General features: G+C 68.7%; 26 protein-coding genes. 16 read left to right on the forward strand and 10 right to left on the reverse strand.

Annotated elements, in window-relative coordinates:
• Positions 1–50 precede the first annotated feature (50 nt).
• On the forward strand, positions 51–407 hold the full coding sequence (locus RN901_RS00770) for a hypothetical protein (protein WP_310754809.1): 357 nt from the start codon (positions 51–53) through the stop codon (positions 405–407).
• A 21-nt stretch (positions 408–428) separates the two neighbouring features.
• Here RN901_RS00770 and RN901_RS00775 read toward each other — a convergent pair whose 3' ends face one another.
• Positions 429–935, reverse strand: coding sequence for a DinB family protein (locus tag RN901_RS00775; RefSeq protein ID WP_310754811.1), 507 nt, complete (start codon positions 933–935; stop codon positions 429–431).
• Positions 936–1,143: 208 nt separating this feature from the next.
• Here RN901_RS00775 and RN901_RS00780 point away from each other — a divergent pair, with 208 nt between their 5' ends.
• Both RN901_RS00780 and RN901_RS00785 read left to right on the forward strand, forming a co-directional pair.
• Positions 1,144–1,380 (forward strand): type II toxin-antitoxin system prevent-host-death family antitoxin, encoded by a 237-nt coding sequence (locus RN901_RS00780; protein ID WP_310754813.1) that lies wholly within the window; start codon positions 1,144–1,146, stop codon positions 1,378–1,380.
• A gap of 2 nt (positions 1,381–1,382) precedes the next feature.
• A complete protein-coding gene (locus RN901_RS00785) occupies positions 1,383–1,769 on the forward strand; it encodes a type II toxin-antitoxin system VapC family toxin (protein ID WP_310754815.1) in 387 nt (128 codons plus the stop codon).
• Here the strand turns inward: RN901_RS00785 and RN901_RS00790 are convergent, their stop codons facing one another.
• From RN901_RS00790 to RN901_RS00805, 4 genes are read right to left on the reverse strand one after another with little or no spacing between them, the layout of a single operon-like run.
• Positions 1,770–3,266 (reverse strand): SDR family oxidoreductase, encoded by a 1,497-nt coding sequence (locus RN901_RS00790; protein ID WP_310754817.1) that lies wholly within the window; start codon positions 3,264–3,266, stop codon positions 1,770–1,772.
• Between the two features lie 19 nt (positions 3,267–3,285).
• A complete protein-coding gene (locus tag RN901_RS00795; protein WP_310754819.1) occupies positions 3,286–3,645 on the reverse strand; it encodes a hypothetical protein in 360 nt (119 codons plus the stop codon).
• Entirely contained in the window at positions 3,642–4,082 is a 441-nt protein-coding gene (locus tag RN901_RS00800) for a hypothetical protein (RefSeq protein ID WP_310754821.1), read from the reverse strand. Before RN901_RS00800 ends, RN901_RS00795 begins: the two co-directional genes overlap by 4 nt.
• 4 nt (positions 4,083–4,086) lie before the next feature.
• Positions 4,087–4,677 (reverse strand): DinB family protein, encoded by a 591-nt coding sequence (locus RN901_RS00805; protein ID WP_310754822.1) that lies wholly within the window; start codon positions 4,675–4,677, stop codon positions 4,087–4,089.
• Between the two features lie 134 nt (positions 4,678–4,811).
• On the opposite strand from RN901_RS00805, the gene RN901_RS00810 reads away from it, so the two are divergent.
• A complete protein-coding gene (locus RN901_RS00810) occupies positions 4,812–8,534 on the forward strand; it encodes an FG-GAP-like repeat-containing protein (RefSeq protein ID WP_310754824.1) in 3,723 nt (1,240 codons plus the stop codon).
• Positions 8,535–8,601: 67 nt separating this feature from the next.
• On the opposite strand, the gene RN901_RS00815 is transcribed toward RN901_RS00810, so the two are convergent.
• Entirely contained in the window at positions 8,602–9,132 is a 531-nt protein-coding gene (locus RN901_RS00815) for a nuclear transport factor 2 family protein (RefSeq protein WP_310754825.1), read from the reverse strand.
• A 193-nt stretch (positions 9,133–9,325) separates the two neighbouring features.
• On the opposite strand from RN901_RS00815, the gene RN901_RS00820 reads away from it, so the two are divergent.
• From RN901_RS00820 to RN901_RS00855, 8 genes are all read left to right on the forward strand, one after another.
• Complete coding sequence (locus tag RN901_RS00820) at positions 9,326–10,603, forward strand: amidohydrolase family protein (RefSeq protein WP_310754827.1); 1,278 nt, start codon at positions 9,326–9,328, stop codon at positions 10,601–10,603.
• An 80-nt stretch (positions 10,604–10,683) separates the two neighbouring features.
• On the forward strand, positions 10,684–10,929 hold the full coding sequence (locus tag RN901_RS00825; protein WP_310754829.1) for a hypothetical protein: 246 nt from the start codon (positions 10,684–10,686) through the stop codon (positions 10,927–10,929).
• 19 nt (positions 10,930–10,948) lie between these two features.
• Positions 10,949–12,094: a hypothetical protein gene (locus RN901_RS00830; protein ID WP_310754831.1), complete on the forward strand. Its 1,146-nt coding sequence runs from the start codon at positions 10,949–10,951 to the stop codon at positions 12,092–12,094.
• Between the two features lie 54 nt (positions 12,095–12,148).
• Positions 12,149–12,373 (forward strand): hypothetical protein, encoded by a 225-nt coding sequence (locus RN901_RS00835; protein ID WP_310754833.1) that lies wholly within the window; start codon positions 12,149–12,151, stop codon positions 12,371–12,373.
• Complete coding sequence (locus RN901_RS00840) at positions 12,373–13,866, forward strand: sodium:solute symporter family protein (protein WP_310754835.1); 1,494 nt, start codon at positions 12,373–12,375, stop codon at positions 13,864–13,866. Before RN901_RS00835 ends, RN901_RS00840 begins: the two co-directional genes overlap by 1 nt.
• Before the next feature lie 27 nt (positions 13,867–13,893).
• Positions 13,894–14,346 carry a hypothetical protein gene (locus RN901_RS00845; protein ID WP_310754837.1) on the forward strand — a complete coding sequence of 151 codons (453 nt, stop codon included), beginning with the start codon at positions 13,894–13,896 and terminating at the stop codon, positions 14,344–14,346.
• Between the two features lie 16 nt (positions 14,347–14,362).
• Positions 14,363–15,031, forward strand: a complete 669-nt coding sequence (locus RN901_RS00850; RefSeq protein ID WP_310754839.1) for a zf-TFIIB domain-containing protein — start codon at positions 14,363–14,365, stop codon at positions 15,029–15,031.
• A gap of 44 nt (positions 15,032–15,075) precedes the next feature.
• The gene (locus RN901_RS00855) at positions 15,076–15,525 is read left to right on the forward strand and encodes a hypothetical protein (RefSeq protein ID WP_310754841.1); all 450 of its coding nucleotides are present in this window, start codon (positions 15,076–15,078) and stop codon (positions 15,523–15,525) included.
• Here RN901_RS00855 and RN901_RS00860 read toward each other — a convergent pair.
• The 4 genes from RN901_RS00860 to RN901_RS00875 form a co-directional block, all read right to left on the reverse strand.
• Positions 15,470–17,410: a PQQ-dependent dehydrogenase, methanol/ethanol family gene (locus RN901_RS00860; RefSeq protein ID WP_310754843.1), complete on the reverse strand. Its 1,941-nt coding sequence runs from the start codon at positions 17,408–17,410 to the stop codon at positions 15,470–15,472. The genes RN901_RS00855 and RN901_RS00860 overlap by 56 nt on opposite strands.
• 218 nt (positions 17,411–17,628) lie before the next feature.
• A complete protein-coding gene (locus RN901_RS00865; RefSeq protein ID WP_310754845.1) occupies positions 17,629–19,851 on the reverse strand; it encodes a TonB-dependent receptor in 2,223 nt (740 codons plus the stop codon).
• Positions 19,836–20,300 carry a hypothetical protein gene (locus RN901_RS00870; RefSeq protein ID WP_310754847.1) on the reverse strand — a complete coding sequence of 155 codons (465 nt, stop codon included), beginning with the start codon at positions 20,298–20,300 and terminating at the stop codon, positions 19,836–19,838. The genes RN901_RS00865 and RN901_RS00870 overlap by 16 nt, the downstream gene beginning before the upstream one ends.
• Positions 20,301–20,478: 178 nt before the next feature.
• Entirely contained in the window at positions 20,479–20,766 is a 288-nt protein-coding gene (locus RN901_RS00875) for a DUF4342 domain-containing protein (RefSeq protein ID WP_310754849.1), read from the reverse strand.
• 122 nt (positions 20,767–20,888) lie between these two features.
• Here RN901_RS00875 and RN901_RS00880 point away from each other — a divergent pair, with 122 nt between their 5' ends.
• The 4 genes from RN901_RS00880 (at position 20,889) to RN901_RS00895 (ending at position 26,180) form a co-directional block, all read left to right on the forward strand.
• The gene (locus tag RN901_RS00880; RefSeq protein WP_310754851.1) at positions 20,889–21,827 is read left to right on the forward strand and encodes a hypothetical protein; all 939 of its coding nucleotides are present in this window, start codon (positions 20,889–20,891) and stop codon (positions 21,825–21,827) included.
• A gap of 137 nt (positions 21,828–21,964) precedes the next feature.
• Positions 21,965–24,664 (forward strand): DUF5916 domain-containing protein, encoded by a 2,700-nt coding sequence (locus RN901_RS00885; protein ID WP_310754853.1) that lies wholly within the window; start codon positions 21,965–21,967, stop codon positions 24,662–24,664.
• Between the two features lie 72 nt (positions 24,665–24,736).
• The gene (locus RN901_RS00890) at positions 24,737–24,973 is read left to right on the forward strand and encodes a hypothetical protein (protein WP_310754855.1); all 237 of its coding nucleotides are present in this window, start codon (positions 24,737–24,739) and stop codon (positions 24,971–24,973) included.
• A 46-nt stretch (positions 24,974–25,019) separates the two neighbouring features.
• Complete coding sequence (locus RN901_RS00895; protein ID WP_310754857.1) at positions 25,020–26,180, forward strand: hypothetical protein; 1,161 nt, start codon at positions 25,020–25,022, stop codon at positions 26,178–26,180.
• Positions 26,181–26,192 lie beyond the last annotated feature (12 nt).

The raw sequence follows: 26,192 nt of genomic DNA on the forward strand, positions 1-26,192 counted from the left end.
TCTTCCCGCGAGGGGCCAGTGGGACGCGGCACCGGTAAAGGGGATGGGAGATGAAGGATCCGGCGAAGAGAGCCCTCGACGCCTACCGGAAGGCGATGTCGAAGGAAGAGGCGTACGACGCGGCCTACCGGGCGCTGGCCAACGCCACTCTCGCGGTGAAGAGGGCGGAAGAACGGCTGGAAACGGCCCGGGAGTCGAAGACGGACGCCGCAGCCCTGGTGCACCGGGCGGCCGGGGCCTTCGTCGATGCGCTCAGGAACGCCGAGGAGGCGTACGCCGCGGCGGAGCAGGCGGGCGCCGTTCCCGACCGGGGTCCCACCGAGTTGAACGACGTGAACCGCGAATCGATCAGCCGCCAGGCCGACAAGGCGAGTGAACTGCGGAGCTGGCTGAAGCTGCTGGACTGACCGGGGCGCCGCCCCTTCCCGTCACATATCCGGATAGTCCGCCGTGGGCCCGAACATCTGGGGCACGGGCACGTCGAGGAGCCGCAGGTAGACGCCCAATTGCGCCCGGTGGTGGATCAGGTGGTCGAGGACGAAGCTCCGCATCACGACCGCCTTGGGCATCGAGAAGCGATCTTCGCCCGCCACCTTCAGCGTCCACGAACCGGCGAAGGTTTCATCCGAGGTGGCCTCGATCGTCTCCCGCGCCGCGGCCGCGCTCTGTTCGAGCGCCGCGACGAGTTCGGCCGAAGACTTGAGTTCGGGATTCTGCGGCGGGCCATCGCCGTCCGGAGCCACGTCGAACTCGGACATGGTCAGCGTCGCCACAGTCCAGTTGGGGAGCATGGCGACGTGGGTCGCCAACTCGCCGAGCGTCCACGACTTCTCGTGCGGACGCCAGTCGAGGCGGTCATCCGGCACGGCTTCCAGCGTGGCGCGACAGCCCGTCACGATGTGGTCGAACTGCATGAGGGTCTGTTGAGCAATCATGTGAGACTCCGTTGTAGGTGCGCGGTCGCCGCCTTCCGGGCGGTGACGGTCCAGCGGGCGCGGTAACCTGCAATGCTCGCCCGGCGGAGGGAACCATGCGCCCGCCTCGGTGCCGACGCTTCGCCCGGTTCTTCCGGAACGCCGGGCGTCTTGATCCGCATCGCGACTTAGCTAGATTATTAGCTAGATACTGAGTTCCGGAGGGGAGATGTCGCACGTCGTGAACGTTCATGAAGCCAAGACACAGTTGTCTCGCCTTCTGGCACAGGTGGAAGCTGGAGAGGACATCGTCATCGCTCGCCGCGGCGAGCCGGTGGCACGGCTGGTGGCCTGCAAGCCGGCCGGCAAGCGCCAACCGGATGTTCTAAGGGACCGGATCGTGATCCCCGACAGCTTCTTCGACCCGCTGCCGGACGAGGAACTGGCCGCCTGGGAAGGCAGATAGCGGTGCGCGTGTTGCTGGACACGCATGCGTTTCTCTGGTGGATCGCGGACAGCGGGCGGCTGTCCCGAAAGGCTCGCCGTCTTATTTCGGACGAGACGAACGACATCGCCGTCAGCGCAGCTTCCGCGTGGGAAATCGCGACGAAGCGCCGGATCGGCCGACTGCCGGGTGGCGAGGCAGTGGCCCTGGATGTGGCCGGCCGCATATCCGATCAGGGGTTCAGCGAACTTGCCATCAGCGTTAGCGACGGGGAACGCGCGGGGCGCCTGCCCGGCCCCCATCGGGACCCCTTCGACCGAATGCTCGCAGCACAGGCTCTCGCGCGCGGCCTTCCGATCATCTCGATCGACGGAGTATTCGACCGCTACGGTCTGGATCGTCTCTGGTAGCTACTCGCGCTTTGCTCGAGGTTCCGGATCCCTCGCGGGCGCCGAATCGATGCGCCGCACGATGCCATGGAGCATGCCGCGGAAGATCAGCCGGTGGATGGGGTAGAGGAGGTACCAGTACAGCAGGCCGCCGAGGCCCAGGGGGTCGAAGATAGCGGTCTGCGTGATCCGGCTGCCTACCTTTAGGGGTTCGACTTCGAACTGGAGCCAGGCGCGTCCCGGGACCTTCATCTCGGCCCGCAGGCGGAGCAGGCGGCCGGGTTGGACGGCCTCTACGCGCCAGAAATCGAGCGGGTCGCCGGGGCGCAGCTCAGTCGGATGCGGCCGCCCGCGCCGCATGCCGACCCCGCCCAGGAGGAGATCCGCGGATCCGCGCAGCACCCACAGCCAGTTGGCGTAGTACCAGCCGTTCGTGCCGCCGATGCGCTCGATCGGCGCGAAGGCGCGCTCGGCACCGACTTCCACCATCGCCTGCTGCCGGTCGACGATCCGGGAACCGACGCGTTTCCCGCCCCAGAGCGGCTGCCCGCCGCCTGACGAGACGGCGTCGCTCCACCGGGTCCGGGCCATCGCGCCGTCTTCCTCGCTCAGCGCCCGCTCGATCGCCTCGCGCACATCGAGGGGACGGACCGGGAAACGGTCGAGGGCCGCGGCATCGCGCACCACCGTCTGGTTCCGCAGGCTGGTCACGAGCTTCCGGCCCACCCGCGCGTAAACGGGCGTGACAAGACCGAGCCACAGGCTCGAGAGTCGCGGGCTGAGGAGGGGGACGGGGACCATTACGCGCCGCACGCCGACCTGGCGGGCGTACTCGTGCATCAGTTCGCCGTAGGTGACCCGTCTCGGCCCGCCTATCTCGAACACCGCGCTGCGCTCCAGGTCGAGATCGAGCCCGTGGATCAGGTAGGCGATGACGTCGTCGATCGCGATGGGCTGGGCCGGCGTCCGGACCCAGCGCGGCGTAACCATGCACGGCAGCTTGTTGACCAGGCTCCGCAGGAGTTCGAAGGAGAGCGACCCCGATCCGATGATGATTGAGGCGCGGAACTCCAGCGTGGGCGGCCCTTCGGCGGCGAGGATGCGGCCGACTTCCCGCCGGCTGGCGAGGTGAGGCGACAGCTCGCCGTCACCGATGAGACCGCCGAGATAGATCACCCGGCGCACGCTCCGCACTCGCGCGGCACGGGCGAAATTGCCGGCACCGAGGCGGTCCTGTTCCTCGAAGTCGGCCTTCGATCCCATCGAATGGACGAGATAGTAGGCGGTGTCCACGCCCTGGAGCGCTTCGACTAGCGAGTCGGGATCCAGCACGTCGCCCGCGAGGATCTCGGTCCGGCCCGAGAACCGGTTGGCGAGGTACCGGGGGTTACGAGCGAGACAGCGAACGGGTTCGCCGCGCGCCTCGAGGGCCGGGACGAGCCGTCCACCCACGTATCCGCTCGCTCCGGTGACGAGAACGCGACGCGGCCGCCGATCCGGGCTCCGTGTTGGGGGCAATCGTGGCGCCGGCCGCGGGTCAGTCGTCGCGCTTGCCGGTGTCGCCGCGGCGGATCTCGAAGTCGCGGCGGTCCCGGTACAGAAGCGCGCGGTTGAGGACGTAGTCGCCGCCGTCGATGTCCATGTCCGGACATTCCGTCATTGTCCAGTACTTGTAGTCGCCGAGGAACAGGTACTCGCGCGTCTGGTGGAAGAACCGGCAGGTGACGCCCTCTCCGCGCCGGATGCGTTCGCAGAAGGCGGCGAGGAGTTCCTGCTGCTCGTCCTTCCCGCTCACGACGTACTCATGGGGCCACGTCTCGCGGTACGTCACGGCCTCGCGCCACGGGGCCCGGGCGATCAACTCCATGATGTCGGGCCGTCGCCCTTCGTCCGTCATCCGTCGACACCTTGCCCGATCCGGCGGAATTCCAGCGTGCCGATGTTCAGAACGGTCGTGCCGCGTTCGATGAGCCCGGTGATGCGATCGTCGGACCAGATGCGACCGTCGTAGCGCTCCGAGGACTCGCCGTAGTCGAGCGTCAAGAGGACCCTCGAAGGCTCGTGCACGCCGCTCACGGTGCCGGGGAACACCTGCTCGGCGGGGTGGGGCAGGCGGCGGAAGTCCGTTCGGCTGACCCGGCCCGAGACGTTGCCCTGCCCGTCCTCCCGCAGCCAGAGCTGCCAGGACACGCCTCCCCCGTCGATCAGACTCACCGCGCCGAGCCAGGTCCCCTCCAGCGGCCTCTCGGCCGGATCCGTCGCGAAGCCGCACCCTCCGGCCGCCGCCCACACCCCGATCGCGACCGCCGACATCGCGGCCCCGCGCCTCAACATCGCGTCAGTTCGACCAGGGGGGGACGATGCCGTTCATGCGGGCGTAGGAGACGGACTGGCCCACGTGTTCGTTCATGTGCGAGACCAGCTGCAGGAGCACGGCCCAGCCCTGCACGGTTCGGCCGTACAGTTCCGTCTCGCCATCGAGCTTCGCCTCGGTGAGCGCGCCGACCTGTTCCATCACGTGGCGGACGGACATCTCGTGGATCTCGCGCACCTTCTCCTTGTCGCGGATCGCCTCGATGTCCGCGTAGTCGAATCCGTTCGGAGGCGCGATCCCCAGGTTCTGGTCGAGGTACATGAAGTTGTAGCGGGCGATGTGCATGTAGACCTCGCCGACCTGCATCACGCCCTCGCCGGGCGCCCACGAGAACTTGTCCGCGGGCATCACGCGCGCGAGCTCGGAGATCTTGTAGCTCGAGCGCTGGAAGTGGTCGAGAATCTCGTCCCGGATGGTGATCGGATCCGTCACCGCGGAGACCGGCGACGCTTCGGCTGGCCCGCCGGGACCGGGGATGACGCCATCCTGGGCCGACAGACCTGCGGGGGCCAGGGCCCCGGCGACGACGAGAGTGGCGATGAACCTCGGCTTCATGTGACTTCCTCCTCCCCCGGTTCGGGGGAACGTGGGTACGCATTCCCGCAGCATAGGCACGTGATATGATACAGCGCGCTCGCTCGTTGTGTCTCGTGTACGGAGCGAGTCGATCCCGAACCCTCGCGAGGCGCATGCCCCAGTTTCAGCAGGACGCCCGGCCCTTCGTACGCGTCACGCTGCTCGCGGCGGCCGCACTCTGCGGCGCGTGCGGGCCGGGGACGCTCGATTGGATCGAGGAGGACGGGTACCGCTGGGCCGAGCTTCGGGTGTCGGGGGACGACGAGCCGGGATTCGAACGACTCGACCCGTCGGAGACCGGGATCTCGTTCGAGAACGTGGTGACGGAAGAGCAGTACATCGAGAACAGCCACTACCTAAACGGGTCCGGCGTCGCGGCGGGGGACGCGGACGGTGACGGTCGCGTCGACCTCTATTTCGCGGGGATGGATGGGCCGAACCGGCTCTACCGGAACCTGGGCGGCTGGCGCTTCGAGGACATCGCCGAGGAGGCGGGAGTCGCGGCGTCGGACCGCTTCTCGACGGGCGCCGCGTTCGCGGATGTGGACGGCGACGGAGACCTCGACCTCCTGGTGAACGCGCTCGGGGGACCGAACGCCCTCTACCTGAACGACGGGACGGGGCACTTCACGGACGAGACGGAGGCGGCGGGGCTCTCCTCGACGCTCGGGAGCATGTCGATAACGCTCGCCGACATCGACGGGGACGGGGACCTCGACCTGTACGTGGTGAACAACAAGGTCGCGACCGTGCAGGATCTCTTCCCGCCCGAAGTTCTTCAGCCGAGCAACATCTACCGGCAGACGGAGAACGGGTTCGAGATCCTTTCCGAGTGGCGGGAACACTTCACGCTCGGCGAGGTCCAGGAGGGGATGGTCCCCCGGCTCGAACTCGCGGAGCCCGACCGGCTCTACCTGAATGACGGATCCGGGCGGTTCACGCCGGTGTCGTGGACGGAGGGCGCGTTCCTCGACGAGGCGGGCCGGCCCCTGGCGACGGAGCCGCTGGAGTGGGGGCTCGCGGCCCGTTTCCAGGACATGGACGGGGACGGGGATCCCGACCTGTACGTCTGCAACGACTTCCACAGCCCGGACCACATCTGGATCAACGACGGGACGGGGCGTTTCCGGATGCTCGATTCGCTCGCCATGCGGAACACGAGCTTCGCGTCCATGGGCGTGAATTATTCGGACGTGGACCGGGACGGGTTCACGGACTTCTTCGTGGTCGAGATGCTGAGCCGCGAGCAGCGGCTGCGCATGAAGCAGATGGCGGGGGGCGAGCCCGACCGGCCGTTCGCGGGACGGTTCGGGAACCGGCCGCAAAAGCCGCGCAACACGCTCTACGTGAGCCGCGGGGACGGAACCTTCACGGAGGCGGCGCAATTCGCGCGCCTCGACGCGTCCGGCTGGTCGTGGGGGAGCACGTTCGTGGACGTCGATCTCGACGGGTTCGAGGACCTGCTCGTGGGGACCGGGCACTTCTACGACGCGATGGACAAGGACGCGGCGCAGCGTGTGGGGTCGATGGACTGGCGGCAGCGGATCCTCGGCTTCCCACCGCTGCGCCTCTCCAACATCGCCTTTCGCAATCGCGGAGACCTGACCTTCGAGGAGGTCGGGGAGGCGTGGGGGTTCGCGGGGGACGAGGACATCACGCACGGGATGGCGGCGGCGGACCTCGACGGGGACGGGGATCTCGACATCGTGACGAACCGGTTGCTGGCGCCCGCGGGCGTGTACCGGAACGTGGGCCGGGCGCCGCGCGTGGCCGTGCGGCTCGCCGGTCGGGGACCCAACACGGCCGGCATCGGCGCGCGGGTCCGGCTCTCGGGGAGCAGGTTTCCGGCGCAGACGAAGGAGATCGTCGCGGGAGGTCTGTACCTCTCCGGTTCGCAGGCGATGGCCACCTTCGCCGCCGGCGAGGGCGAGATGACGATCGAGGTCGCGTGGCGGGACGGCACGGTGAGCCTGGTGGAGGGCGTCCGCGCGAACCGCATCTACGAGATCCGGGAGCCCGCGGCCGGCGGCGCGGCGGCGGCTCCTGGCACGGCGGAATCGGACGCGCCGCTGTTCGACGACGTGTCCGAGCTGCTTGGGCACCGTCACCGGGAGAACGCGTTCGACGACTTCGCGCAGCAGCCGCTCATCACGTGGCGCCTGGGCCAGGGCGGCCCGGGCGTCGCGTGGAGCGATATCGACGGTGACGGAGACACCGACGCTTTGGTCGGCGGCGGGGGCGGGGCCGGCCTCTCGGTCTTCCTCGGCGACGGCGAGGGCGGGTTCTCGCCGGACCGGGGAGCGCGTGGCGGCGTGGCGGCCGGGCCGGCGCCATCCCCGGGCGACCAGACGGGCCTCGTCATCGTCCCCGGCCGGGCCGGCGCCACGGTGGTCGTCGGAACCGCGACGTACGACGGCACCGACCGGGCGGCCCCCTCGGCCACGGCGCTGCGGGTCTCCGGCACGGCGCTCCGCGAGGTGCAGACGCTCCCGGCAGCCGAGTCGAGCACCGGCCCTCTCGCGGCGGCGGACTACGACGGGGATGGCGATGTCGATCTCTTCGCGGGCGGCCGGGTGGTCCCCGGCCAGTATCCGGCCGCGGCGACCTCTCGCCTCTTCCTCAACGAGGGCGGCCGTTATGTCCTCGACGAGTCGAACGCGGCGGTCCTGACCGACGTGGGCCTCGTGTCCGGCGCCGTCTTCAGCGATGTGGATGCGGACGGAGACCCGGATCTTCTGCTCGCCATCGAGTGGGGACCCGTTCGGCTCCTCGTCAATCGCGACGGACGATTCGAGGACGCGACCGCCGCCTTCGGACTCGAGTCCCGGACGGGGTGGTGGAACGGAGTGACGACGGGAGACCTGAACGAAGACGAGCTACCCGACCTCATCGCCTCCAACCGGGGCCTCAACTCGCAGTTCACCGCGAGTCCCGAGCATCCGGCGACCGCCTATCACGCGGATCTAGACAACGATGGTTTCCGCGATGTGATCGAGGCGCGCTACGACGAGTTCACGCGCTCGATGGTGCCGGTGCGGGGACTCCTCACGCTGGCTGGCGGCCTCCCCTTCCTTCGCGGCCGCATCCAGGGGTTCGAACACTACGGGCAGTTGGGCGTGAACGAGATCCTGGAACAACCGGCGGATCTCCTGCCGACGGTCGAGGCGACGACGTTGGCGCACACGGTGTTCATCAACCGCGGGGGGTCGTTCGAGGCGGTCGATCTGCCGCGCGAAGCGCAGTTGTCGCCCGCCTTTCACGCGGGCGTGGCCGACATGGACGCGGACGGGCACGAGGACGTCTTCCTGAGTCAGAACCTGTTTGCGCTGCGCGCCGAGGCGGACCGGAACGACGGGGGCCGCGGCCTGTGGCTGCGCGGCGACGGGACGGGGGCGCTGACGCCGGTCCCCGGACAGCGGTCGGGCATCGCTGTGTACGGCGAGCAGCGAGGGGCGGCCTTCGCGGACTACGATGGAGATGGACGCGTGGACGTCCTCATCGGCCAGAACGCGGGCGGGACGAAACTGTACCGGAACGCGGGAGCGAAGCCCGGGCTGCGCGTGCGGTTGCGTGGCGGCGCCGGCAACCCGGCCGCCATCGGCGCCGCCATCCGCCTCGAGTACGGCGGAGGAGCGCTCGGTCCGTTACGGGAGGTGCGGGCGGGCGGCGGCTACTGGTCGCAGGACGATCCGGTTCAGGTGATGGGATTCGCGGCGGAACCGACCGCCGTCCGGGTTCGCTGGCCCGACGGCTCGGAGACGGTTACGCCGCTCGACACGCCTACCCCGTTGGAGGTCACGATCGACGCCAGCGGCGCGCTCGCCGACCGCCGGTAGAAGCCGGAACCGCCCTCCGGCGGCGCAGCCCATCGTCCCACGCCTCAGCCGGGGCCTCGGCAGCCCCTCAGCCGCCCGTCAGGGCCCGGATCCGCTGGGCGACCTCGCGGGCCATCTCGTTCGGAATCGGGATCGTGAGATTGTACTGCGCGATCTTCCAGGCCCCTTCTTCCATCACGAGCACGCCGCTGCCGCGCGTTTCGCCGAGGTTGGCGTTCTCGAGGCGCTCGTCGAACCAGGCGGTGCCCCCGCCGGGCGCGATCGCGATGTGGCGCTCGAGCATGTGGTAGGTCCAGCCCGTGCCCGTGTCGAAGCGGGCCTTCGTGTAATCCATGAACTCTTCGCGCGTCCACCGCTCGGTCGCGTCGGTGCCGAGGAAGACGGCCTCGCCGGCGTAGAGGCTGAAGTAGCGGTCGAAGTCGGCCTCCGAGGCGGCCTCGTGGAGCGCGTCGAGGGTCGCGGAGACTTCGTCCCTGGCGTCATCCTGCGCGGCGAGGGGCGCGACTGGCAGCGCCGACGCGATGACGAAGGCGAAGACGGCGTGGCGACCTGGGGAGCGGCGCGACCGGCGGCCGGAGTCGTGCATCACGTTCAGCATGGATTCCTCGGGGTCTGGCAGCGCGTGGCTGCGGGGGTTTCGCACGTTTGGGGTGATCCTACCTGAGCCACCCGCGAGCAACTAGTCTCTCTGGGGTCCCGCCCAGGGACTCCGCATCCACGATCCTGTTCGCGCTCCGGAGGATGTCATGCCGCCACGTGCCCCTGGTTCGATGCGAGGCCACGGAGTTTCGATGGCCCGCCCGGCCGCCGTGTTCAGCCTCGCGATCCCGATCGTGAGCGGGTGCGCGACGGACGGCGGGCAGGACGCTTCGGATCCGTACCCCGCCGGTCCCGACGCGGCCGTCGTGATCCGGGCGGACCGGATCCTCGACGGACGCGGTGCCGTGCTCACGGGCCGGGAACTCGTGGTGCGCGGCGGGCGGATCGAAGCCATCGCCGAGGCGGGGGCCACGCAGGGCGCCGTGGTATACGAACTTCCGGGGGCGACCGTGCTGCCGGGGCTCATCGACACGCACGTCCACCTCGGTTGGCACTTCGACGCGACGACGGGGCGGCTGAGCAGCGCGGAGTCGACGGAGACGGCGGGGGACCGCGTGCTTTATGCGGCCGAGAACGCCTGGAACATGCTCGCGAGCGGCGTCACGACGGTGCAGAGCCTGGGCGGACCCGAGGACGTGCCCGTCCGGGACGCGATCGCGCGCGGCTCGCTGCCGGGACCGCGGGTCCTCACGTCGATCGAGCCCATCACGCTCGCGAGCGGCGGACCGGAGGAAATCCGGGCCCGCGTGGACGAGCTGGCGTCGGCGGGCGCGGACGTGATCAAGATCTTCGCATCCGCCAGCATAAGGGTCGGCGGCACCCCCACTTTGAGCCAGGAGCAGCTCGACGCCGCCTGCGGCCAGGCGCGCGAGCGTGGCCTGCGCGCCGTGGTCCACGCTCACGGTCCCGAGAGCGCGCGGCGCTCGGCCTTCGCCGACTGCCGGCAGATCGAGCACGGCGCCCTCCTCGACCGCGAAACGCTCGAACTCCTGGCCGAACGCCAGCTCTACTACGATCCGCACACCCACCTGATCTTCGAGAACTACTTCGTGAATCAGGACCGCTACCTCGGCATCGGGAACTACACGGAAGACGGATTCCGTCAGATGCGCGCGGCGGTGCCGATCGCGCTCGCCGCCTTCCGCGAGGCGCTCGATGTCGAAGGGCTCGATATCGTGTTCGGCACCGACGCCGTGGCCGGAGCGCACGGGCGCAACTGGACGGAACTGGTGTACAGGGTGCGTGAGGGCGGACAGGACCCCATGGATGCCATCGTCTCGGCCACGAGCCTGGCGGCGGCTTCGCTCGAGCTCGAGGAGACGGTGGGCACGCTCGCGCCGGGGTTCGAGGCCGACGTGATCGCGGTGGCGGGGGATCCGACGGCCGATATCGGTGCCCTCGAGCATGTCGTACTCGTGATGCGGCGCGGAGTGGTCTACCGGCACCGGCCGCTCGCGGGGACTCCGTGAAGCGGCGATCCTTTCACCGGCGGCGCGACGGCTTGCCGCCACGGCGACACCCGCGGAGCGGGACTCTCGTAAGGAGGCGCATGAAACGCTCGATCGAAGATGCGCAGCAGCGACTCGCCGAGAAGCTGCTTTCGCGCAAGGACGTATCCGCCGTGGGCATCGGGGCCGACAACGGCGACCCGTGCCTGAAGGTCTACCTCTCCGGGTCCTCTTCCCGGAAATCGATCCCCGACCGCTACGACGGACACCCGGTGCGGGTCGTCGGCGGGGGGCCGTTCCGGGCGCAGGGGAACGGTCCGGCGGGCCCATCGGCCGGCAGCGCGTGACGGGCGGAGAGGACGGGCGATGACGCCGCGGCGAAACCTCGTTCTCGCGCTCGCCATCGCGGCCGCCACATGCGTCGGAGTCAGCATCCACTGGACGCTGACATCCTGGCCGACGCGGCCCCCGACGCTGCCTCCGCCGCGGCTTCCCACGCGTCCGCCGTTGCGGCCCCCGGGCCCCTCGGCCCAGGAGTTGCTGACCGCCGCGATGCAGGTACAGAGCGACAACGAATCGATGCTCTTCGCCGTTCCGGGCGTGGTCGGCGTGGGGATCGGTTTCTCAGGCGCGGGGATGCCGACGATCAAGGTGTTCGTCGACCCCGCCGCGTCCCCGGAATCGCCTGGCCTGCAGAACATCCCGGAGGCGCTCGGTCTCTTCCCGGTCACCGTCGAGCCGGCCGGCCCGTTCCGCGTTCTGCCGCCCGAGCCCGTCGCGCCGGTTGCGTCGGACGAAGGGCCGGTGCCGACGGGGCGCTTCGATCGGCCGGTGCCCATGGGCGTGTCCACGGGGCACACCCGCTCCACGGCGGGCACGATCGGCGCCGTCGTGACCGATGGCGAACGCCGGTACGCACTCAGCAACTGGCACGTGTTCGTGCCGGGCGGCGAGGGACAGGTGGGCGACGTTCTCCTGCAGCCGGGCCCCGTCGATGGCGGCTCGGATCCGGGCGACGCGATCGGCACGTTGACGGAGTTCGAGCCGGTGGCTCTGTCGCCGTTTGCGTCGAACCGGATCGATGCGGCGATCGCGCGCACGGACGAAGTGCTGCCGGAGACGCCGGTGGGGGGCTATGGGTCGCCGCGCAGCACGACGATGGCGGCGAAGCCGGGGCTGGGGGTCCAGAAGTACGGGCGGACGACGCGCCTCACGGTCGGGGAAGTGGAGGCGGTCAACGCGTCGATCAACGTGACCTACGGGTCGGCCGGGTCGCAGGTGGCCCGCTTTGTCGGTCAGATCATGGTGTGCTGCAACTTCAGCAAGGGCGGCGATTCCGGCTCCCTGATCGTGGCGCGCGATCTGGACCGCGACCGGAACGCCGGCCCGGACGACCGCAAGCCGGTCGCGCTGCTCTTCGCCGGCGACGGCCGGCTCACGATCGCGAATCCGATCGACCTCGTGCTCGACCGCTTCGACGTGACGATCGTGGGCGAGGACGCGGACCGCTGACGCCGGATTGCCACGGCTGGCCGCTGGTGCGGACCGGCCAATAGTTTGGCGGTCATGACACGCTTCCGGTCGCACTTCCTGCCGCGAACGCCGACGGGCCGCCGGCTCGTCGCCCTCTTCCTCGTCCTGTTCGCGTTCACGCAACCGCCGCTCGTGTACTGGATCGGCAACCGCGTGGAGCCGTGGATCGGCGGCCTGCCCTTCCTCTACGTGTACCTGCTCGTCGTCTACATCCTCCTCATCGGCGTACTGATCCAGGTGCAGAGGCGAGGGCTCTGATGGAGGCCTGGGTCGTCGCGACCGGTCTCATCTTCGTGTATCTCCTGGCCACCATCGTGTTGGGGGCGATCGCGAACCGGCGCATGTCGGTGGACCTGGAGGACTTCCTCCTCTACGGACGGAAGGCCGGGTTCATCGTCCTCTATCTCACGGTCGTCGCGACCTACCATTCGGCGTTCGCCTTCCTCGGCTCGGGCGGTTTCTTCTACACGCACGGGATCGGGTTCTGGGCGGCAGGCGCGTGGACGGTGCTCGTCGGCGGGATCACCTACGTGCTCGGGAGCCGGATCTGGGCGCTGGGGAAGACGTTCGGCTACATCACGCCGGCCGATCTCCTGGCGGACTTCTACGAGTCGGATGCCGTGCGCGTCGTGACCGCCATCGTGTCGGTGCTGTTCACGATCCTCTACATCCAGGTCCAGGCCGTGGGGCTGGGCTACATCCTCTCGGTGGCGTCCGGCGACCGGATCTCGTTCGAACTGGGGACGCTGATCCTGCTCGTGGTCGCCGCGGGCTACCTCATCGCGGGGGGACTGCGCGCGGTCTACTGGACGGACGTGATCCAGGGCGTGTGGATGTACGTCGCCGTGTGGGCGGGCGCCCTCGTGCTCGCCTTCAAGCTGTTCGGCGGACCGTTCGAGCTGTGGCGGCAAGTGGCGGCGGAGCGGCCCGATCTGCTGACGCTTCCGGGGCCGGAGGGGTTCTTCACGCCGGGGATGTGGTTCGGGATGATCGTCGTGCTGTCGTTCGGGATCATCTTCCAGCCGCACCTCTTCATCCGCTACTACACCGCGGTCTCCGCCCGCACGATCAAGCTGCTGGGCGCGACGACGCCGATCTACCTCATGACGCTCTACATCCCGGCGGCGCTCGTGGGCCTCGGCGGTGCACTGGTGATGCCGGACATCGCGATTCCGGACCGGATCTTCCCGGAGATGCTCTTCGCGTACGCCCCGGCCTGGCTCACGGGCGCGATTCTGGCCGGCGCGACGGCGGCGGCGATGTCCACGCTCGACTCGATGCTGCATGCGAACATGACGGTGCTGACGCGCGATGTGTACCAGCGCTACATCCGCGCCGGCGCGAGCCAGAATCACTACATCCTCATCGGTCGGCTGATCGTCGTGGCGCTCCTCGCCGTCGGGTATTTCCTCTCCGTGAGCACGTTCGATTTCCTCGTGCAACTCGTGGCCCTGTCGGGTTCCGGGGCGCTGCAACTGATGCCGGCCGTCCTCGGGGTCTGCTTCCCGGGCCGACACCTGACGACGAAGGCCGGAGTGATCGCGGGCATCGGGGCGGGTCTCGCGACGCTGTGCGTCACGCTCATCTTCGTCCCCCATCCCCTGGGCCTGCACGGCGGCGTGTGGGGACTGCTGGTGAACTTCATCGTGACCTTCGTGGTGAGCCGGTTCACGCTTCCGCCGAGCGACGTGACCGTGTCGCGGATCCACGGCGCGGTCGAACGCTTCGTGTACGAGGGCGACCCCGCGTGAGCGTGGTCGCGGTCGGGGCCTGACGCAGTGGGAAAGCTCATCGGAGGCGTCGTTCTCCTCGGGCTGGCGCTGTTCATGGTCGTGGGGTTCCTTCGCTCGGGCGCGGATCCGCTCGCCTTGAGAACCCTCTTCGCGCTTTTCATCGCGGCCGGACTGCCCGCCGCCGGCGGCGGCCTGCTCCTGGCACGCCACTTCGGGATCGGACGCCGCATCGAACACCGACGCGAGGAACTCCGCCGCGACACGCTCGAGGCGGAGGTCCTGAAGATGGCCGGGCGCCACGGCGGGAGGCTGACGGCGGTCGAGGTCGCCGGGGAACTTGCGGTGCCGACGACGACGGCCGAGGAACTCCTGAACGAACTGATGGCGCGGGAGATGGCCGAGATCGAGATCACGGACTCGGGCCTGCTCGTGTACACGTTCCACGACGTGCGACACCTGTCGGAGAAGGACACCGCGCGCGGGCTTCTCGAGTCGTGAGGGGAGAGCCGCGGTCGTGAGCGAGACGCGCTGGCCGTGTCCCGTATGTCTCGGGGCCAAGATGGAGAAGACGTCGCTCGGGACCGGGGCCGGAGACGCCTCGGGCCCGCTGACGCTCGACCATTGCGCCCGTTGCGGCGGCATGTGGTTCGAGTTGGGAGAGGTGCAGCGCCTCCGTTCCGAGCGGCCCGAGTCGCTGTGGGCGCAGATCCCGGCGCGGGAGGAGCGGCACCGGGCCCAGTGTCACTCCTGCCGCGCATTCGTGGACCGCGACGCGCCTGCATGCGCCGCGTGCGGGGCGAAGACCCGCCTGAACTGTCCCGCCTGCGACACGCGGATGCTGCAGGTCCGCCAATCGTCGCTGACGCTGGACGTTTGCAAGCGATGCAAGGGCGTATGGTTCGACCACCACGAACTCGAGGCGATCTGGAAGATGGAGAGGGACAGGCTCGTCGCGCGGCGGGGACGCGACGGCGCCGTCGCGCGCACCGCGGACACCGGCGCCGATGTCCTGTTCGAGACGCTCTTCTGGGCGCCGGACCTCGTCTTCGTGGGCGCGCACGTCGCCGGCCACGCCGTGGCGGCCGCTGCGGAAGCGGCGCCGGCCGCGCTCGACGCCGTCGGCGATGCGGCCGCCAGCGTGTTCGAAGCGATCCTCGAAATCGTCGGCGGCATCTTCGGCTGACGCTCCGATCGCGGGCTGTTTCTTTCCTACTGGAGAACCGACGAATGGAAATCGTGCTGGCTACACTGGCCGACGCCGCCAATACCTCGAGCGACGGCAAGCTCAATCTCATGGGCCTCTTCGACACGCTGTACGCCGGGGCCATGCCGGTAACCCACCCATCCATGCAACTGGTCCTGAGGATCCGGGCCGAGCCGTCCGAAACCGACCGGCAGCACGAACTCGAAATCCGGTGCATGGACGAGGACGGGCAGGAACTGTTCAAGGTGACCGGCGGGTTCTCCGTTCAGGCCCCGCCGGGGAAGGCGGCCACCTTCAATCACGTCGTGGGCATCAGCAACCTGACGTTTCAGAAGTACGGCGGGTACACGTTTCCGATCTTCATCAACCGGGACCTGAAGCGGACGGTCGAACTCGACGTGATGAAAGCGGAGGGACCTACCGACCCGCCCCGGCCGACTCCGCCTCCCACAGGCGCCTCTGCTCGCTCGTGAGATAGTGCCGGATCGCGGTCACGTCCTCCATCGAGAGAAGGTCGCCAAAGGCCGCCATGCCGTTCACGGCGAGCGCGCCGCCCAGCACCACGGCGTCGAAACTCTCCCACGCGCCGCCATCCATGCGGCGCAGATCGGGATAGGCGGAGAGGTGTTCGTCCGAGGCCCGGTGACAGATGCCGCAGTGGATCCCGAAGAGTTCCGCCCCGCGCCGGACCCTGGCCGCGTCGAGTGCGAGATCCGGCGGTTCCGGCGTGGTCGGCACGATCTGCGCGGGGGGTAGCGGCACCTCCCGGCCATCGAGCCTGAAGACGAGCAGCCGCCCCGCGCTGTCGTAGTCGTACGCCGCCGAGCCGAGCGGATAGGCGGAGCCCCTCGGCCCGCCGTAGCCCGCCATGACCGCGATGTACTGCACGCCGTCGACCTCGTACGTCATGGGCCCCGCCATGACGCCGGTGCCGAGATGGATGCTGTGGATGCGCGCGCCGGTGTCGGCCTGATGGAAGTCGAGCGTCCCCGCCGCCGTCCCCTGGATGACGAGGTTCCCGCCCGTTACGAGAGTGCCCCCGTTCCACATGCTGCCGCGCGGAACCCGCCATAACTCGCGCCCCGCGACGGGGTCCCACGCGAGAAGAAACTCGTTCGGGCCGATATCGGGAAGACCGTCGGCGAGGTGCGCGAACTCCTCGGGGAACGGCGGCCAGGAGGCCGTGAAGCCTTCGTACGCGACCTCGGGGCGATGGTCGAACTCGGCCAGCGAGCGCCACAGCATGGCTTGTTCGCGGGCGGGGATGTAGGCGATGCCCGTCTCCGGATTGAAGGACATCGGCTGCCAGTTGTGCCCACCCGCGGAGGAGGGGAAAACGACGCGCGGTTCGTCGCGATAGTCCGCGGCGGGGTTCGGGATCGGCCGACCCGTCTCGAGATCGATCCCGTGTGCCCAGGTGACGGTCACGAAGTTCTCCGCCTGCAGAAGTTCGCCCGTGGCGCGGTCGAGCACGTAGAAGAAGCCGTTCTTCGGAGCCTGGAGCAGGACGTCGCGCGGGCGGCCGTCGATCGTGACCGTGCTCAGGATGATGTTCTGCGTCGCGGTGTAGTCCCAGATCTCGGCCGGCACCGTCTGGTAGTGCCAGACGAGGCGACCCGTCTTCGGATCGATCGCGAGGATGGAGACGAGGTAGAGGTTGTCGCCGCCCGACGGGCTTCGGTGCCAGATCGGGTAGGGGTAGGAGTTTCCCGTGCCCACGTAGAGAAGATCGAGCGCGGGATCGTACGCCATCTCTCCCCACACGGTGCCCCCGAGTCCTCCCTCCCAGGCCGAATCGGGATCCCATGTCGCGGCGGCCGCCTCCAACTCCGGGTGCTCGAAGCCGTCGCCCGGATCGCCGGGAACGGTGAAGAAGCGCCACGCCTCCTCGCCGGTCTCGACGTCGTAGGCCGTAATGTACCCGCGCACGCCGAAGTCGCCGCCGGCGTTGCCGAGGACCACGACGTCACCGGCGATCTGCGGCGACCCGGTGCTCGTGTAGGAGAGGGACCGGTCGATGAAGGTGTCGACGCGCCAGATCTCCTCGCCCGTCGCCGCCTCGAGCGCCACCAGCCAGCCGTCGAAGGTGCCGACGTAGACGCGGCCTTCCCACACCTCCAGTCCGCGGTTGATCGGGCCGCAGCAGCCCTTTCGCGTGTAGCTCGGGTCGACCTGCGGGTCGTAGCGCCACACCGGTTCGCCCGTCGCCGCGTCGAGCGCCGCGACGCTGCCCCAGGGTCCCGGCGAATACATGACGCCGTCGACGACGACTGGGGTGGCCTCGAGCCCCCAGTGCACGGAGCCGACGTGGGACTGCCACGGATACTCCCAGGCGAGACCCACGGCGGCCGCGTTCATGACGAATGCGCCCGAGCGGCGAATACCGCGTTTCCCCGAAATCCCGGCCGGAGGTCAGCCACTCCGCCGGGACGGTGTCCGTCGCCAGCAGGCGGTCCCGGGTGACGTCGCCGGCCGCGTCAGGGGGCGGCGACGGTTCGCAGGCCGCCAACGCGCAGGCTGCGAACAGCGTGCCGGCCAACCGGCGGGCGCCGGGATTTCCGCAAGCCACGGGCGTACTAGAAGCGGGGAGTTACGGTGAGGCGGAAGCTTCGGGTGGGTCCCGGACTCCGTTCCTGCACGTCCACGTAGGTCGTCTGGAACAGGTTCTCGATCTTCGCCTGCACGCGGGTCCCCAGAATCTGGGCGCGCACGCGCAGGTCGACGAGGTTGATGGCGCTACGCTCGTCGAGCGGGAAGGCGAGCACCTGCTCCACGCGGCTCCGGTGGCGGAAGTCGACCGCGACCGCGCCTCTCCAGCCGGACGCCGTGGCCGTGAAGTTGTGGCGCGACCGGTAGGGGAGCGCGCGCCCGGTCCGGTCGTCCCGGGTATCGAGGAAAGTGTAATTCGCGTTGAGGTCGAGGCGGGTCGGAATCACGCCGATCCGCAGGCCCGCGTCGACTCCCCGCACCATGGCTTCGGCGACGTTGCGGAACTGGAACACGAACACGTTGTTGGGCGCCGGCGACGGTTCGATGAGATCCGTGTAGTCGCTCCAGAAGAGTCCGGCGTCCAGCCAGACGCGATCGCTCACGTGCACGGTCGCCCCGACCTCCCGGGCCCAGGCGGACTCTCCCCGCAACTCGAGATTGGGGATGACTCGAAAGCCGAACTGGGTCGTCGAAGTGAACTGCTCGGACACGCTCGGCGCCCGGTATCCGCGGCTGAGGGACCCCCGAAGGCTCAACCGGTCGCTCGCCTCGTAGACGATCCCGAGTTTCGGATTGACGAACCGGTCCTCCATCGCCGCCGAGGCGTTGTGGTAGTCGAGTCGCAGGCCCACCGAGCCGCGAACCCGGTCCGAGAACGTGATCTCATCCTGCGCGAATAGCGCGAGGTCCGTCACATCGGGCGACGGCGCGAGGAAGTTCGAGGTCACGCCGGTGAAAGCGCCTTCCGCCCCGATCGTCAGCGCGTGCGACCGGTTGGGGAAGAGAGACCACTGGACATCGGTGCCGATGCGCGTCGAGCGGTGGAAGTCCTCGTTGTCGTGGAAGTAGTTCTGGTTCCGCGCGTGGTAGATGTGGGGGCGTATCTGCACGCGATGTTTCGGCGTGACGATCGGATTGGCCGTCACACCGAGGACGAGGTCGTCCGACCGAATCCAGTCCCCGAGTTCCGTCGGATCGACCTCCAGCGGACGATCCGCCGACAGCCAGGTGAAGAACTCCTCCTCGTCCTTCCGCGTCCAGTTGACGAAGATCTCCCACGGATTGGCGGATTCCGCCGGGAAGACGGTCTTGAGCCGCACCCTCCAGCGTTCCAGCGCGCCGTTCTGCCGGAACCCGTCCGATTCCTCGCGCGCGACGTACAGGGTGGTGCCGACATCGCCGAGGCGCCGGGAATGTTGGAGCGCAATCCCTTCCCTGCTCAGCCGCTCGTCGGTGAACGAATGTCGGGCCGGCGTGTCGAAGAGGCCGAAGTACCCGCGCACGATGGTCTCGGGCGCCGCGGATGGCCGCTTCGTGATCACGTTCACGACGCCGCCCAGCGCGTTCGTCCCCCACAGCGTGGAATGCGGACCCTTCACGATCTCGATCTGGTCCACGTCCAGCACGGGCAGACCGCTGAAATCGATGGATGCGCCCACGCCGGAGAGCACGCGGTGGCCATCGAGGAGCATGAGAACGCGGCTCCCAACGCCCCGCGCCAGACCGGTGGCGCCGCGGATGTCCATCTGGCCGGAATTGAAGATCACACCCTGCGCGAACGGAAGCGCTTCGTCGAGCGTCACGATGTCGCGGTTGCCGAGTTCGTCGCCGCTCATGACGGCAACGCTCACCGGGGCTTCGCCGGGGCGGGCGGCGGATCGGTTCGCCGTCACGGTCAACTCGGGAACGTCGAACAGCCGGCGCTCGAGCAGAATGCTGAGTTCTCCGGACGCCTCGGGCTCGATTCGACGTTCGGAGGCGCGAAAACCATCCGCGACCACGATCAGCGTGTAGGCCCCATCGGACGGCGAGGGGATCGCGAAACCGCCATCGGGCCGCGTGGTCGCACGCAACGGAGTGTCGCGGATGAGCACGGTGGCGCCGGCGAGCGGTGCGCCCGTTTCCGCGTCGAGGACACGGCCGCGTACGATGGCGTCCTGGGCCTGGGCGGCGAGCGGGGCGCTCGCGTAGAAGGAGACGAACGCCGCCCGCGCGTAGAAGGAGGCGAGCGCCGCGCGCGTGTAGAAGAAGGCGAGCGCGGCGCCTGCCGTGAGACGTCGTCGGATCCCGGCCGCTACTGCCGCTGCCAAATCGTAGTCGCGACGGCCGCCGGGGGCTCCGTCACCTGGACGGTTAGAACGTTCCCCGCCAGCGTGTACGTGCCGATGTTCTGTTGCAGCTGGCCCGAGAACTCCCAGCTTCCGTCCGTCCGTAGCGTAAACGTCCCCTGGTCCTCGATTGTCGTCACCTCGCCGTTCAGCGGGTTCGTCACCGTGAGGGTCATGGACATCGAGCCGGTCGCACTGTCGCCCGTTCCGGGATTCTGCGTCAGCATGGCCGTCCCCACGGCGATCGGCGGTCCGATCGTCGCCCCCTGGGTGATCACACCGGTCAGGGATACGAGACTGTAGGTGCCCGAGACGTCCGGCGGCCCCGCGACGTCGGGCGGCTCCGGCTCCACCATGTCGTCGCCGCCGCAGCCTGCGACAACCGCCGCGACGACAACCGGCACAAACAACGTAAGCAAACGCTTCTTCATGAACCCTCCGTCCGTTTTGAAGTGGGGCCGGGGCTCCCGCCCGCTGGCACTCCACGTTTCGCTAATGTTGGATCGGGCATCCTCGTGAAGACGCCGCTTCTTCAAGGTAGTCGACAAGTTCCGAGTTGCCGAGACCGATGCCCCGCTCAGCAGTCCGTGGCAAGACCCCGCGGGCTGCTTATCCGTCGCCCTCGTCGTCGGCGGACACCGGGTATTGGTTCGTTTCTCCCTCGGGTTCGTCGCGTTCGACGACGATCGAGCAGTTCGTGACGAGCGCGGCGATGGCGCCGATCGCCGCCCAGGCGGGCAGCATCAACGTGCCCACTACGCCGATGGAGAGCGGCACCTCGATGAGCTCCTTCCCGTCCTCGTTCCGGATCGAGATGCGGCGGACGTTCCCCTCCCGGATGATCTCCTTGATCTTCCGGACGAGGTTCTCACCCGGCACTCTGTGTTCCTCGGTCATGTCCACCTCCCTTGCGGCGCGGCCGTGAGTCCGGCTTGATGTTGGATTCTCGCAGTCCGCCGTACGCTCGCAATCCGGTCCGGGTTTTGCGAGCCGCGGAAACCCCTCTCCCGAGGAAAACGATGAAACGCTATCGAATGGAACTCCGCGCCCTCATGGTCGCACTCTGCCTTGCGGCCTGCGGGGAGGCGGCGGACGAGGCACAAACGTCGGCTGCCGGAGACGGACTCCCGGAGGGGGCGGAGGCGATCTCCCCCGCTTCGGCCGAGCAGGCGCAAGACATCGAAGTCGCCCGAGCCGATTACGACGCGGATCCGGATGATGCGGACGCGATCATCTGGCTCGGACGGCGCGTCGGGTACACGGGGGCCTTTCGCGACGCGATCGAGATCTTCTCGGAGGGGATCGAGAAGTACCCGGACGACGCGCGGATGTACCGCCACCGGGGCCACCGCTGGATCAGCGTGCGAGAGTTCGATCGCGCGATCGAGGACCTTTCCCACGCCGCGGACCTGGTGCGAGGAGAGGAGGACGAGGTCGAGCCGGACGGCCAGCCCAACGCTCGCGGCATCCCGACGAGCACGCTGCAGTCGAACATCCACTACCACCTCGCCCTGGCCCGTTACCTGCAGGGCGACTTCGCGGGCGCGCTGCCGTCGTACGAGGCTTACATGGCGGTCACGACGAACCCCGACCAGCTCGTGGCCATCTCGCACTGGTGGTACATGGCGCTCCGCCGTCTGGGCCGCGACGCCGAGGCGGCGGCCGTCCTCGAACCGGTGACGGCGGAACTCGATGTTATCGAGAATACCAGCTATCACCGGCTCCTCCTCATGTACAGGGGGGAACTCGATGCCGACGAGCTGTGGGATCCCGAGAGCGGAGATCCGGCGGGCGTAGCGGTGGCCTACGGGGTCGCGACCTGGCACCTCTACAACGGCCGCGAGGCGCGGGCGGCGGAGATGTACCGCCGCATTCTCGAGGGCTCCGGCTGGGCGGGATTCGGCTACATCGCGTCCGAGGCGGATATCGCCCGCCTGGAGGCCGACGCGGGCGGCTGACCCGCTGCAACTTTTTCCCTGGCAACCTCGTTCCGGCCAGGGATGCGACGCGCCGCAACCTTTCGACGGCTCGACGCGTCCTACTTCGCAACGTTTCGGGTTCGGGCTGCCTAAGGAAGGTCACGTTGAGGTTCTCCTTGTTTCTGATAGATTCCGCCGCCCCGGTGCGCCGGTTGGCGGCATTCCTGCTGTTGTTGGGCCTGGCCGCGCCGCTTGCGGCGCAGGACTCCGTCATCGGCGGCGAGACGCACGCGCGGGCCGCCGCGGCCCCGGCGCTCCGGGCGATCCGGGCGACGGAGCCGCCGCAGATCGATGGACGGCTGGATGAAGCCGCCTGGAGCGGGGCGCCCACTGCCCGCGACTTCGTTCAGTTCCGGCCCGACCCGGGGGAGCCCGCCAGCGAGCGCACCGAGGTTCGAGTGCTCTATACGGACGACGCCGTCTACGTCGGCGCGCGGATGTACGACCGCGATCCCGGCGGGATCATTCGCCGGCTCGCGCGCCGCGATGAACAGGTGACGACGGACGCCTTTCATGTCTCCTTCGACAGCTATTTCGATCACCGGACCGCATTCCGCTTCTCCGTGAGCGTGGCGGGCGTCCAGAGCGACGGCCTGCTGTTCTCCGATACGCAGGCGGACGACGATTGGGACGCGGTGTGGGAGAGCGCGACGCGCACGGACGAGACGGGCTGGACCGCCGAACTGCGGATCCCCCTCTCGCAACTCCGGTTCGCCGGATCCTCCGAAGACGGCGCCGAAAGCACGTGGGGCATCAACTTCCGGCGCGAGATCGCCCGCCTGGAGGAATCGAGCGTGTGGTCGCCCCTGCCGGAGGATGGCTCGCGGGTCGTCTCCGCCTTCGGCACGCTGCGCGATCTTCAGGGCCTCCGGCCGCGCCGCAATCTGGAGGTGCGGCCCTATGTCCTCTCCTCCGCGACTCGGGCGCCGGGCACCGCCGCCGATCCGTTCTACACGGCCACGGCGTTGCGCCAGACGGTGGGAGGCGACCTGAAGTACGGAATCACGGAGAACCTCACGCTCGACGTCACCGTAAACCCCGACTTCGGGCAGGTCGAGGCGGATCCGTCCGTCGTGAACCTCTCGGCGTTCGAGACGTTCTTTCCCGAGAAGCGGCCGTTCTTCCAGGAGGGATCGGACATCTTCGGTTTCTCCTTCGGTGGGGGCGATGACAACAACGAGTCGCTCTTCTATAGCCGCCGCATCGGGCGGACGCCCCAGGGATCCGTGACGAGCCCGGCGGACTACCGCGACGTGCCGGCGGCGACGAGCATTCTCGGCGCGGCGAAGCTGTCCGGAAAGACGGCGAACGGGTGGTCGATCGGTTTCCTCGACGCGCTCACGTCGAACGAGATGGCGCAGTTCTCCACCCCGCAGGGGACGCTGGGCGAGCAGTTGGTGGAACCGGTGACGAATTACGCGGTCGGACGGGTCATCCGGGACTTCCGCGACGGGGAGAGCGCCGTCGGCCTCATCGCTACCGCCACCAACCGGCGCCTGGACGCCGGGGGGTCGCTCGCCTTCCTGGCGGACCAGGCGTACACGGGTGGGATCGACTTCCGGCATCGGTTCGGAAGCGGCAACTACGAGATCAGCGGCCATGTGATCGGGAGCACCGTGAGCGGGAGCCCGGAGGCCATCGAGCGCATCCAGCGTTCCTCCGTCCACTACTTCCAGAGCCCGGACTCCAGGCACGGACTGGACCCCACCCGCACGCGTCTCTCGGGCAGCACGTCGACGATCAATTTCTCCAAGGTCGGAGGCGGAAACTGGCGCTACGGGCTGTTCGGCGAGAACCGGTCGCCCGGCTTCGAATCGAACGACCTCGGATTCCAGCAGAACGCGGATTACCGGGTCGGGGCGGTGTGGGTGAACTACGAGCAGTTCCGGCCGCAGGGGCCGTTTCGGAACTGGGGAGTGAACGCGGCGACGTGGTCCGGCTGGACATTCCGCGGCGAACGGCAGTTCACGGGCGGCAACGTGAACGGGAACTTCCAGCTCAAGAACTTCTGGCGCGGCTTCGCCGGGTTCAATCAGGAGTGGGCGGGACTCGCCACGACGGCGCTGCGCGGAGGCCCCGCGCTCTACCAGCCGAGCCAGTGGAGCAGTTGGGGCGGGGTGTTCACGGACTCCCGAAAGCCCGTGCGCCTCGGGGCCGTCTTCAACGCCGGAGGAGAGTACAGCACCGCGACCCGCCGCCTGGGCGTGTCGCCGAACGTGATGCTCCAGCCGTCGAGCCGCCTCCAGTTCAACATCGGCCCGAGCGTGCAGTGGAACGAGCGGGCGTGGCAGTTCGTCTCGCGGCCCGATGCTTCCGACGGAGCGCACTACGTGTTCGCGCGCCTGAGCCAGCAGACGATCTCGATCACGACGCGCCTGAACTACACGTTCAGCCCGGATCTTTCGCTTCAGTTCTACGCTCAGCCCTTCGTGAGCGCGGGGAGCTACGACCGTTTCATGGAGGTCGATGATCCACGGGCGTCCGATTTCTCCAATCGCTTCCGGACATACGGGGAAAACGAGATCCGGCGCCTGGAGGCGAACGGCTTCGGGCTCTACCAGGTTGACGCCGACCGGGACGGGAAGGCGGACTTCGGTTTCGCGGACCCCGACTTCAACGTGAAGTCCTTCCGCTCCAACCTGGTCCTGCGCTGGCAGTATCGACCCGGATCGACCGTGTTTCTCGTCTGGAGCCGCGACCAGCAGTCGTTCCGCAACGACGGCGCTTTCCGCTTCGGGGAAGATCTGGCGGATATCGCCCGGATCCCCTCCACCAACGTCTTCCTCGTCAAGTTCGAACACTGGCTGGGGCTCTAGCTTAGCGGCACCTTGCGGGCACAGGGCCGGCGGACGACTTGCCGCGGCTTCTCCCAGGACCCGCGAGGGGCGGTGATCGGATACGTATTCGTGGCACTCGCCGTGATCGTGGCGGTGGCCGGCTGGAGACTCCGGAGCCGGCTGCGCCGCCAGACCCGTAGCGGCGTCACGGACGAGATCGTGCGGCGCATCGAGACGGTGGGCCGCGTCGACGCGGAAGACGTCGAACCGGTGGATCTCGAGTTGGCGAGGGCCGAGGAAGACGAATTCTGGGCCCAGACGTGGGACGAGCCCGAAGAGAACTGGTAAGGGGACTGGTGGGAAATCGATGACGAACACAGCACGGAGTTCCGGCGTGATCCGCGTTGCGCTGTCGGCGATGACGCTGTCGCCGGCGGCGGTTTGCGTGGCGGAGGCGCAGGAGACGCCGCGGGTTTCGTTCGGGATGGCGGCCTCGACCTTCGAGGATGGTCTTGGTTCCATGCGTGGCGTACGCGAACTGGCAGACGGCCGCGTACTCATAGCGGATGGCTTCGGCGCCGCGGTCATCGCGTGGATGCCCGGGAGCGGCGCGGACACGCTGACGAACACGGGCCAGGGTCCGCAGGAGTATCGGACGCCGGACGGTCTCTTCCCGCTTCCGGATGGCGCGTCGCTCCTCGTCGATCTCGGCAACGCGCGGCTCACCCGCATCGAAGCCGACCTCAGCTTCGGGGAGACGTGGCCCATCGCTCAGGGAGCGCCGAATACCGGGATGACGATGATGATTCCGGTCGGGACCGACCGCCAAGGCGGGATCTTCTTCCAGCGGCGACTCGACGGGATGGCGGGGACATCGGATTCGGCGGCCGTGGCGCGCTTCGATCCGGCGACGGGCGAGATCTCCGAGGTCGGCCGGATCCGGCTTGCGGCGCAGACGCGCGTGGAGTCGGGCGACGCGAATAACCGCAGCGTGAACATCCGGCCCGTGCCGTTCTCCAACCAGGATGCGTGGAACGTGGCCTGGGACGGCCGGGTGGCGGTCGCGCGCGCGGACGGCTACCGGCTGGAGTGGCTGGACCCCGCGGGCGGGGTCACGCGGGGGCCCGAGATACCCTACGAGCCCGTGCGGGTGCGGCGGGCGGACCAGGATGAGTGGCTCGAGGGACTCGGCGGCGGTTTGCGTGTCGAGGCCGCGGACGATGGGAGCGGGATGCGGATGTCCATGAGCCGAGCGCCTTCCGGCGCGAGTAATGCGGATCCCTCCGACTTCGAGTGGCCGGATGTGAAGCCGGTCATTCCGGCCGGGGCGGTCGCGGTCGATGCGGAAGGCCGGGCGTGGGTCCGGCGTCATGTGCCCGCCGGGGAAGCGCACCTTTACGATGTGTTCGACGCGGGCGGGCAGCGAGTGGCCCAGGCGGAATTGCCCGCGGACCGGCGGCTCGTCGCCTTCGGAGCGGAAAGCGCCTACCTGGTCCGAAGCGACGAACTCGGTTTCGCCTGGCTCGAGAAGTACCCGATGCCCGCGTTGCCCTAGCGGTCCGTGGCA

Origin of the sequence: Candidatus Palauibacter soopunensis (assembly GCF_947581735.1) — a bacterium.
In the GTDB taxonomy this organism is placed as follows: domain Bacteria; phylum Gemmatimonadota; class Gemmatimonadetes; order Palauibacterales; family Palauibacteraceae; genus Palauibacter; species Palauibacter soopunensis.

Bases quoted from the DNA above. Each gene is read 5' to 3' on its own strand.
- RN901_RS00770 (WP_310754809.1), top strand. From the start codon at position 51: ATGAAGGATCCGGCGAAGAGAGCCCTCGACGCCTACCGGAAGGCGATG.
- RN901_RS00775 (WP_310754811.1), bottom strand. From the start codon at position 935: ATGATTGCTCAACAGACCCTCATGCAGTTCGACCACATCGTGACGGGC.
- RN901_RS00780 (WP_310754813.1), top strand. From the start codon at position 1,144: ATGTCGCACGTCGTGAACGTTCATGAAGCCAAGACACAGTTGTCTCGC.
- RN901_RS00795 (WP_310754819.1), bottom strand. From the start codon at position 3,645: ATGACGGACGAAGGGCGACGGCCCGACATCATGGAGTTGATCGCCCGG.
- RN901_RS00800 (WP_310754821.1), bottom strand. From the start codon at position 4,082: ATGTTGAGGCGCGGGGCCGCGATGTCGGCGGTCGCGATCGGGGTGTGG.
- RN901_RS00805 (WP_310754822.1), bottom strand. From the start codon at position 4,677: ATGAAGCCGAGGTTCATCGCCACTCTCGTCGTCGCCGGGGCCCTGGCC.
- RN901_RS00810 (WP_310754824.1), top strand. From the start codon at position 4,812: ATGCCCCAGTTTCAGCAGGACGCCCGGCCCTTCGTACGCGTCACGCTG.
- RN901_RS00815 (WP_310754825.1), bottom strand. From the start codon at position 9,132: ATGCTGAACGTGATGCACGACTCCGGCCGCCGGTCGCGCCGCTCCCCA.
- RN901_RS00820 (WP_310754827.1), top strand. From the start codon at position 9,326: ATGGCCCGCCCGGCCGCCGTGTTCAGCCTCGCGATCCCGATCGTGAGC.
- RN901_RS00825 (WP_310754829.1), top strand. From the start codon at position 10,684: ATGAAACGCTCGATCGAAGATGCGCAGCAGCGACTCGCCGAGAAGCTG.
- RN901_RS00830 (WP_310754831.1), top strand. From the start codon at position 10,949: ATGACGCCGCGGCGAAACCTCGTTCTCGCGCTCGCCATCGCGGCCGCC.
- RN901_RS00835 (WP_310754833.1), top strand. From the start codon at position 12,149: ATGACACGCTTCCGGTCGCACTTCCTGCCGCGAACGCCGACGGGCCGC.
- RN901_RS00840 (WP_310754835.1), top strand. From the start codon at position 12,373: ATGGAGGCCTGGGTCGTCGCGACCGGTCTCATCTTCGTGTATCTCCTG.
- RN901_RS00855 (WP_310754841.1), top strand. From the start codon at position 15,076: ATGGAAATCGTGCTGGCTACACTGGCCGACGCCGCCAATACCTCGAGC.
- RN901_RS00860 (WP_310754843.1), bottom strand. From the start codon at position 17,410: ATGAACGCGGCCGCCGTGGGTCTCGCCTGGGAGTATCCGTGGCAGTCC.
- RN901_RS00870 (WP_310754847.1), bottom strand. From the start codon at position 20,300: ATGAAGAAGCGTTTGCTTACGTTGTTTGTGCCGGTTGTCGTCGCGGCG.
- RN901_RS00875 (WP_310754849.1), bottom strand. From the start codon at position 20,766: ATGACCGAGGAACACAGAGTGCCGGGTGAGAACCTCGTCCGGAAGATC.
- RN901_RS00880 (WP_310754851.1), top strand. From the start codon at position 20,889: ATGAAACGCTATCGAATGGAACTCCGCGCCCTCATGGTCGCACTCTGC.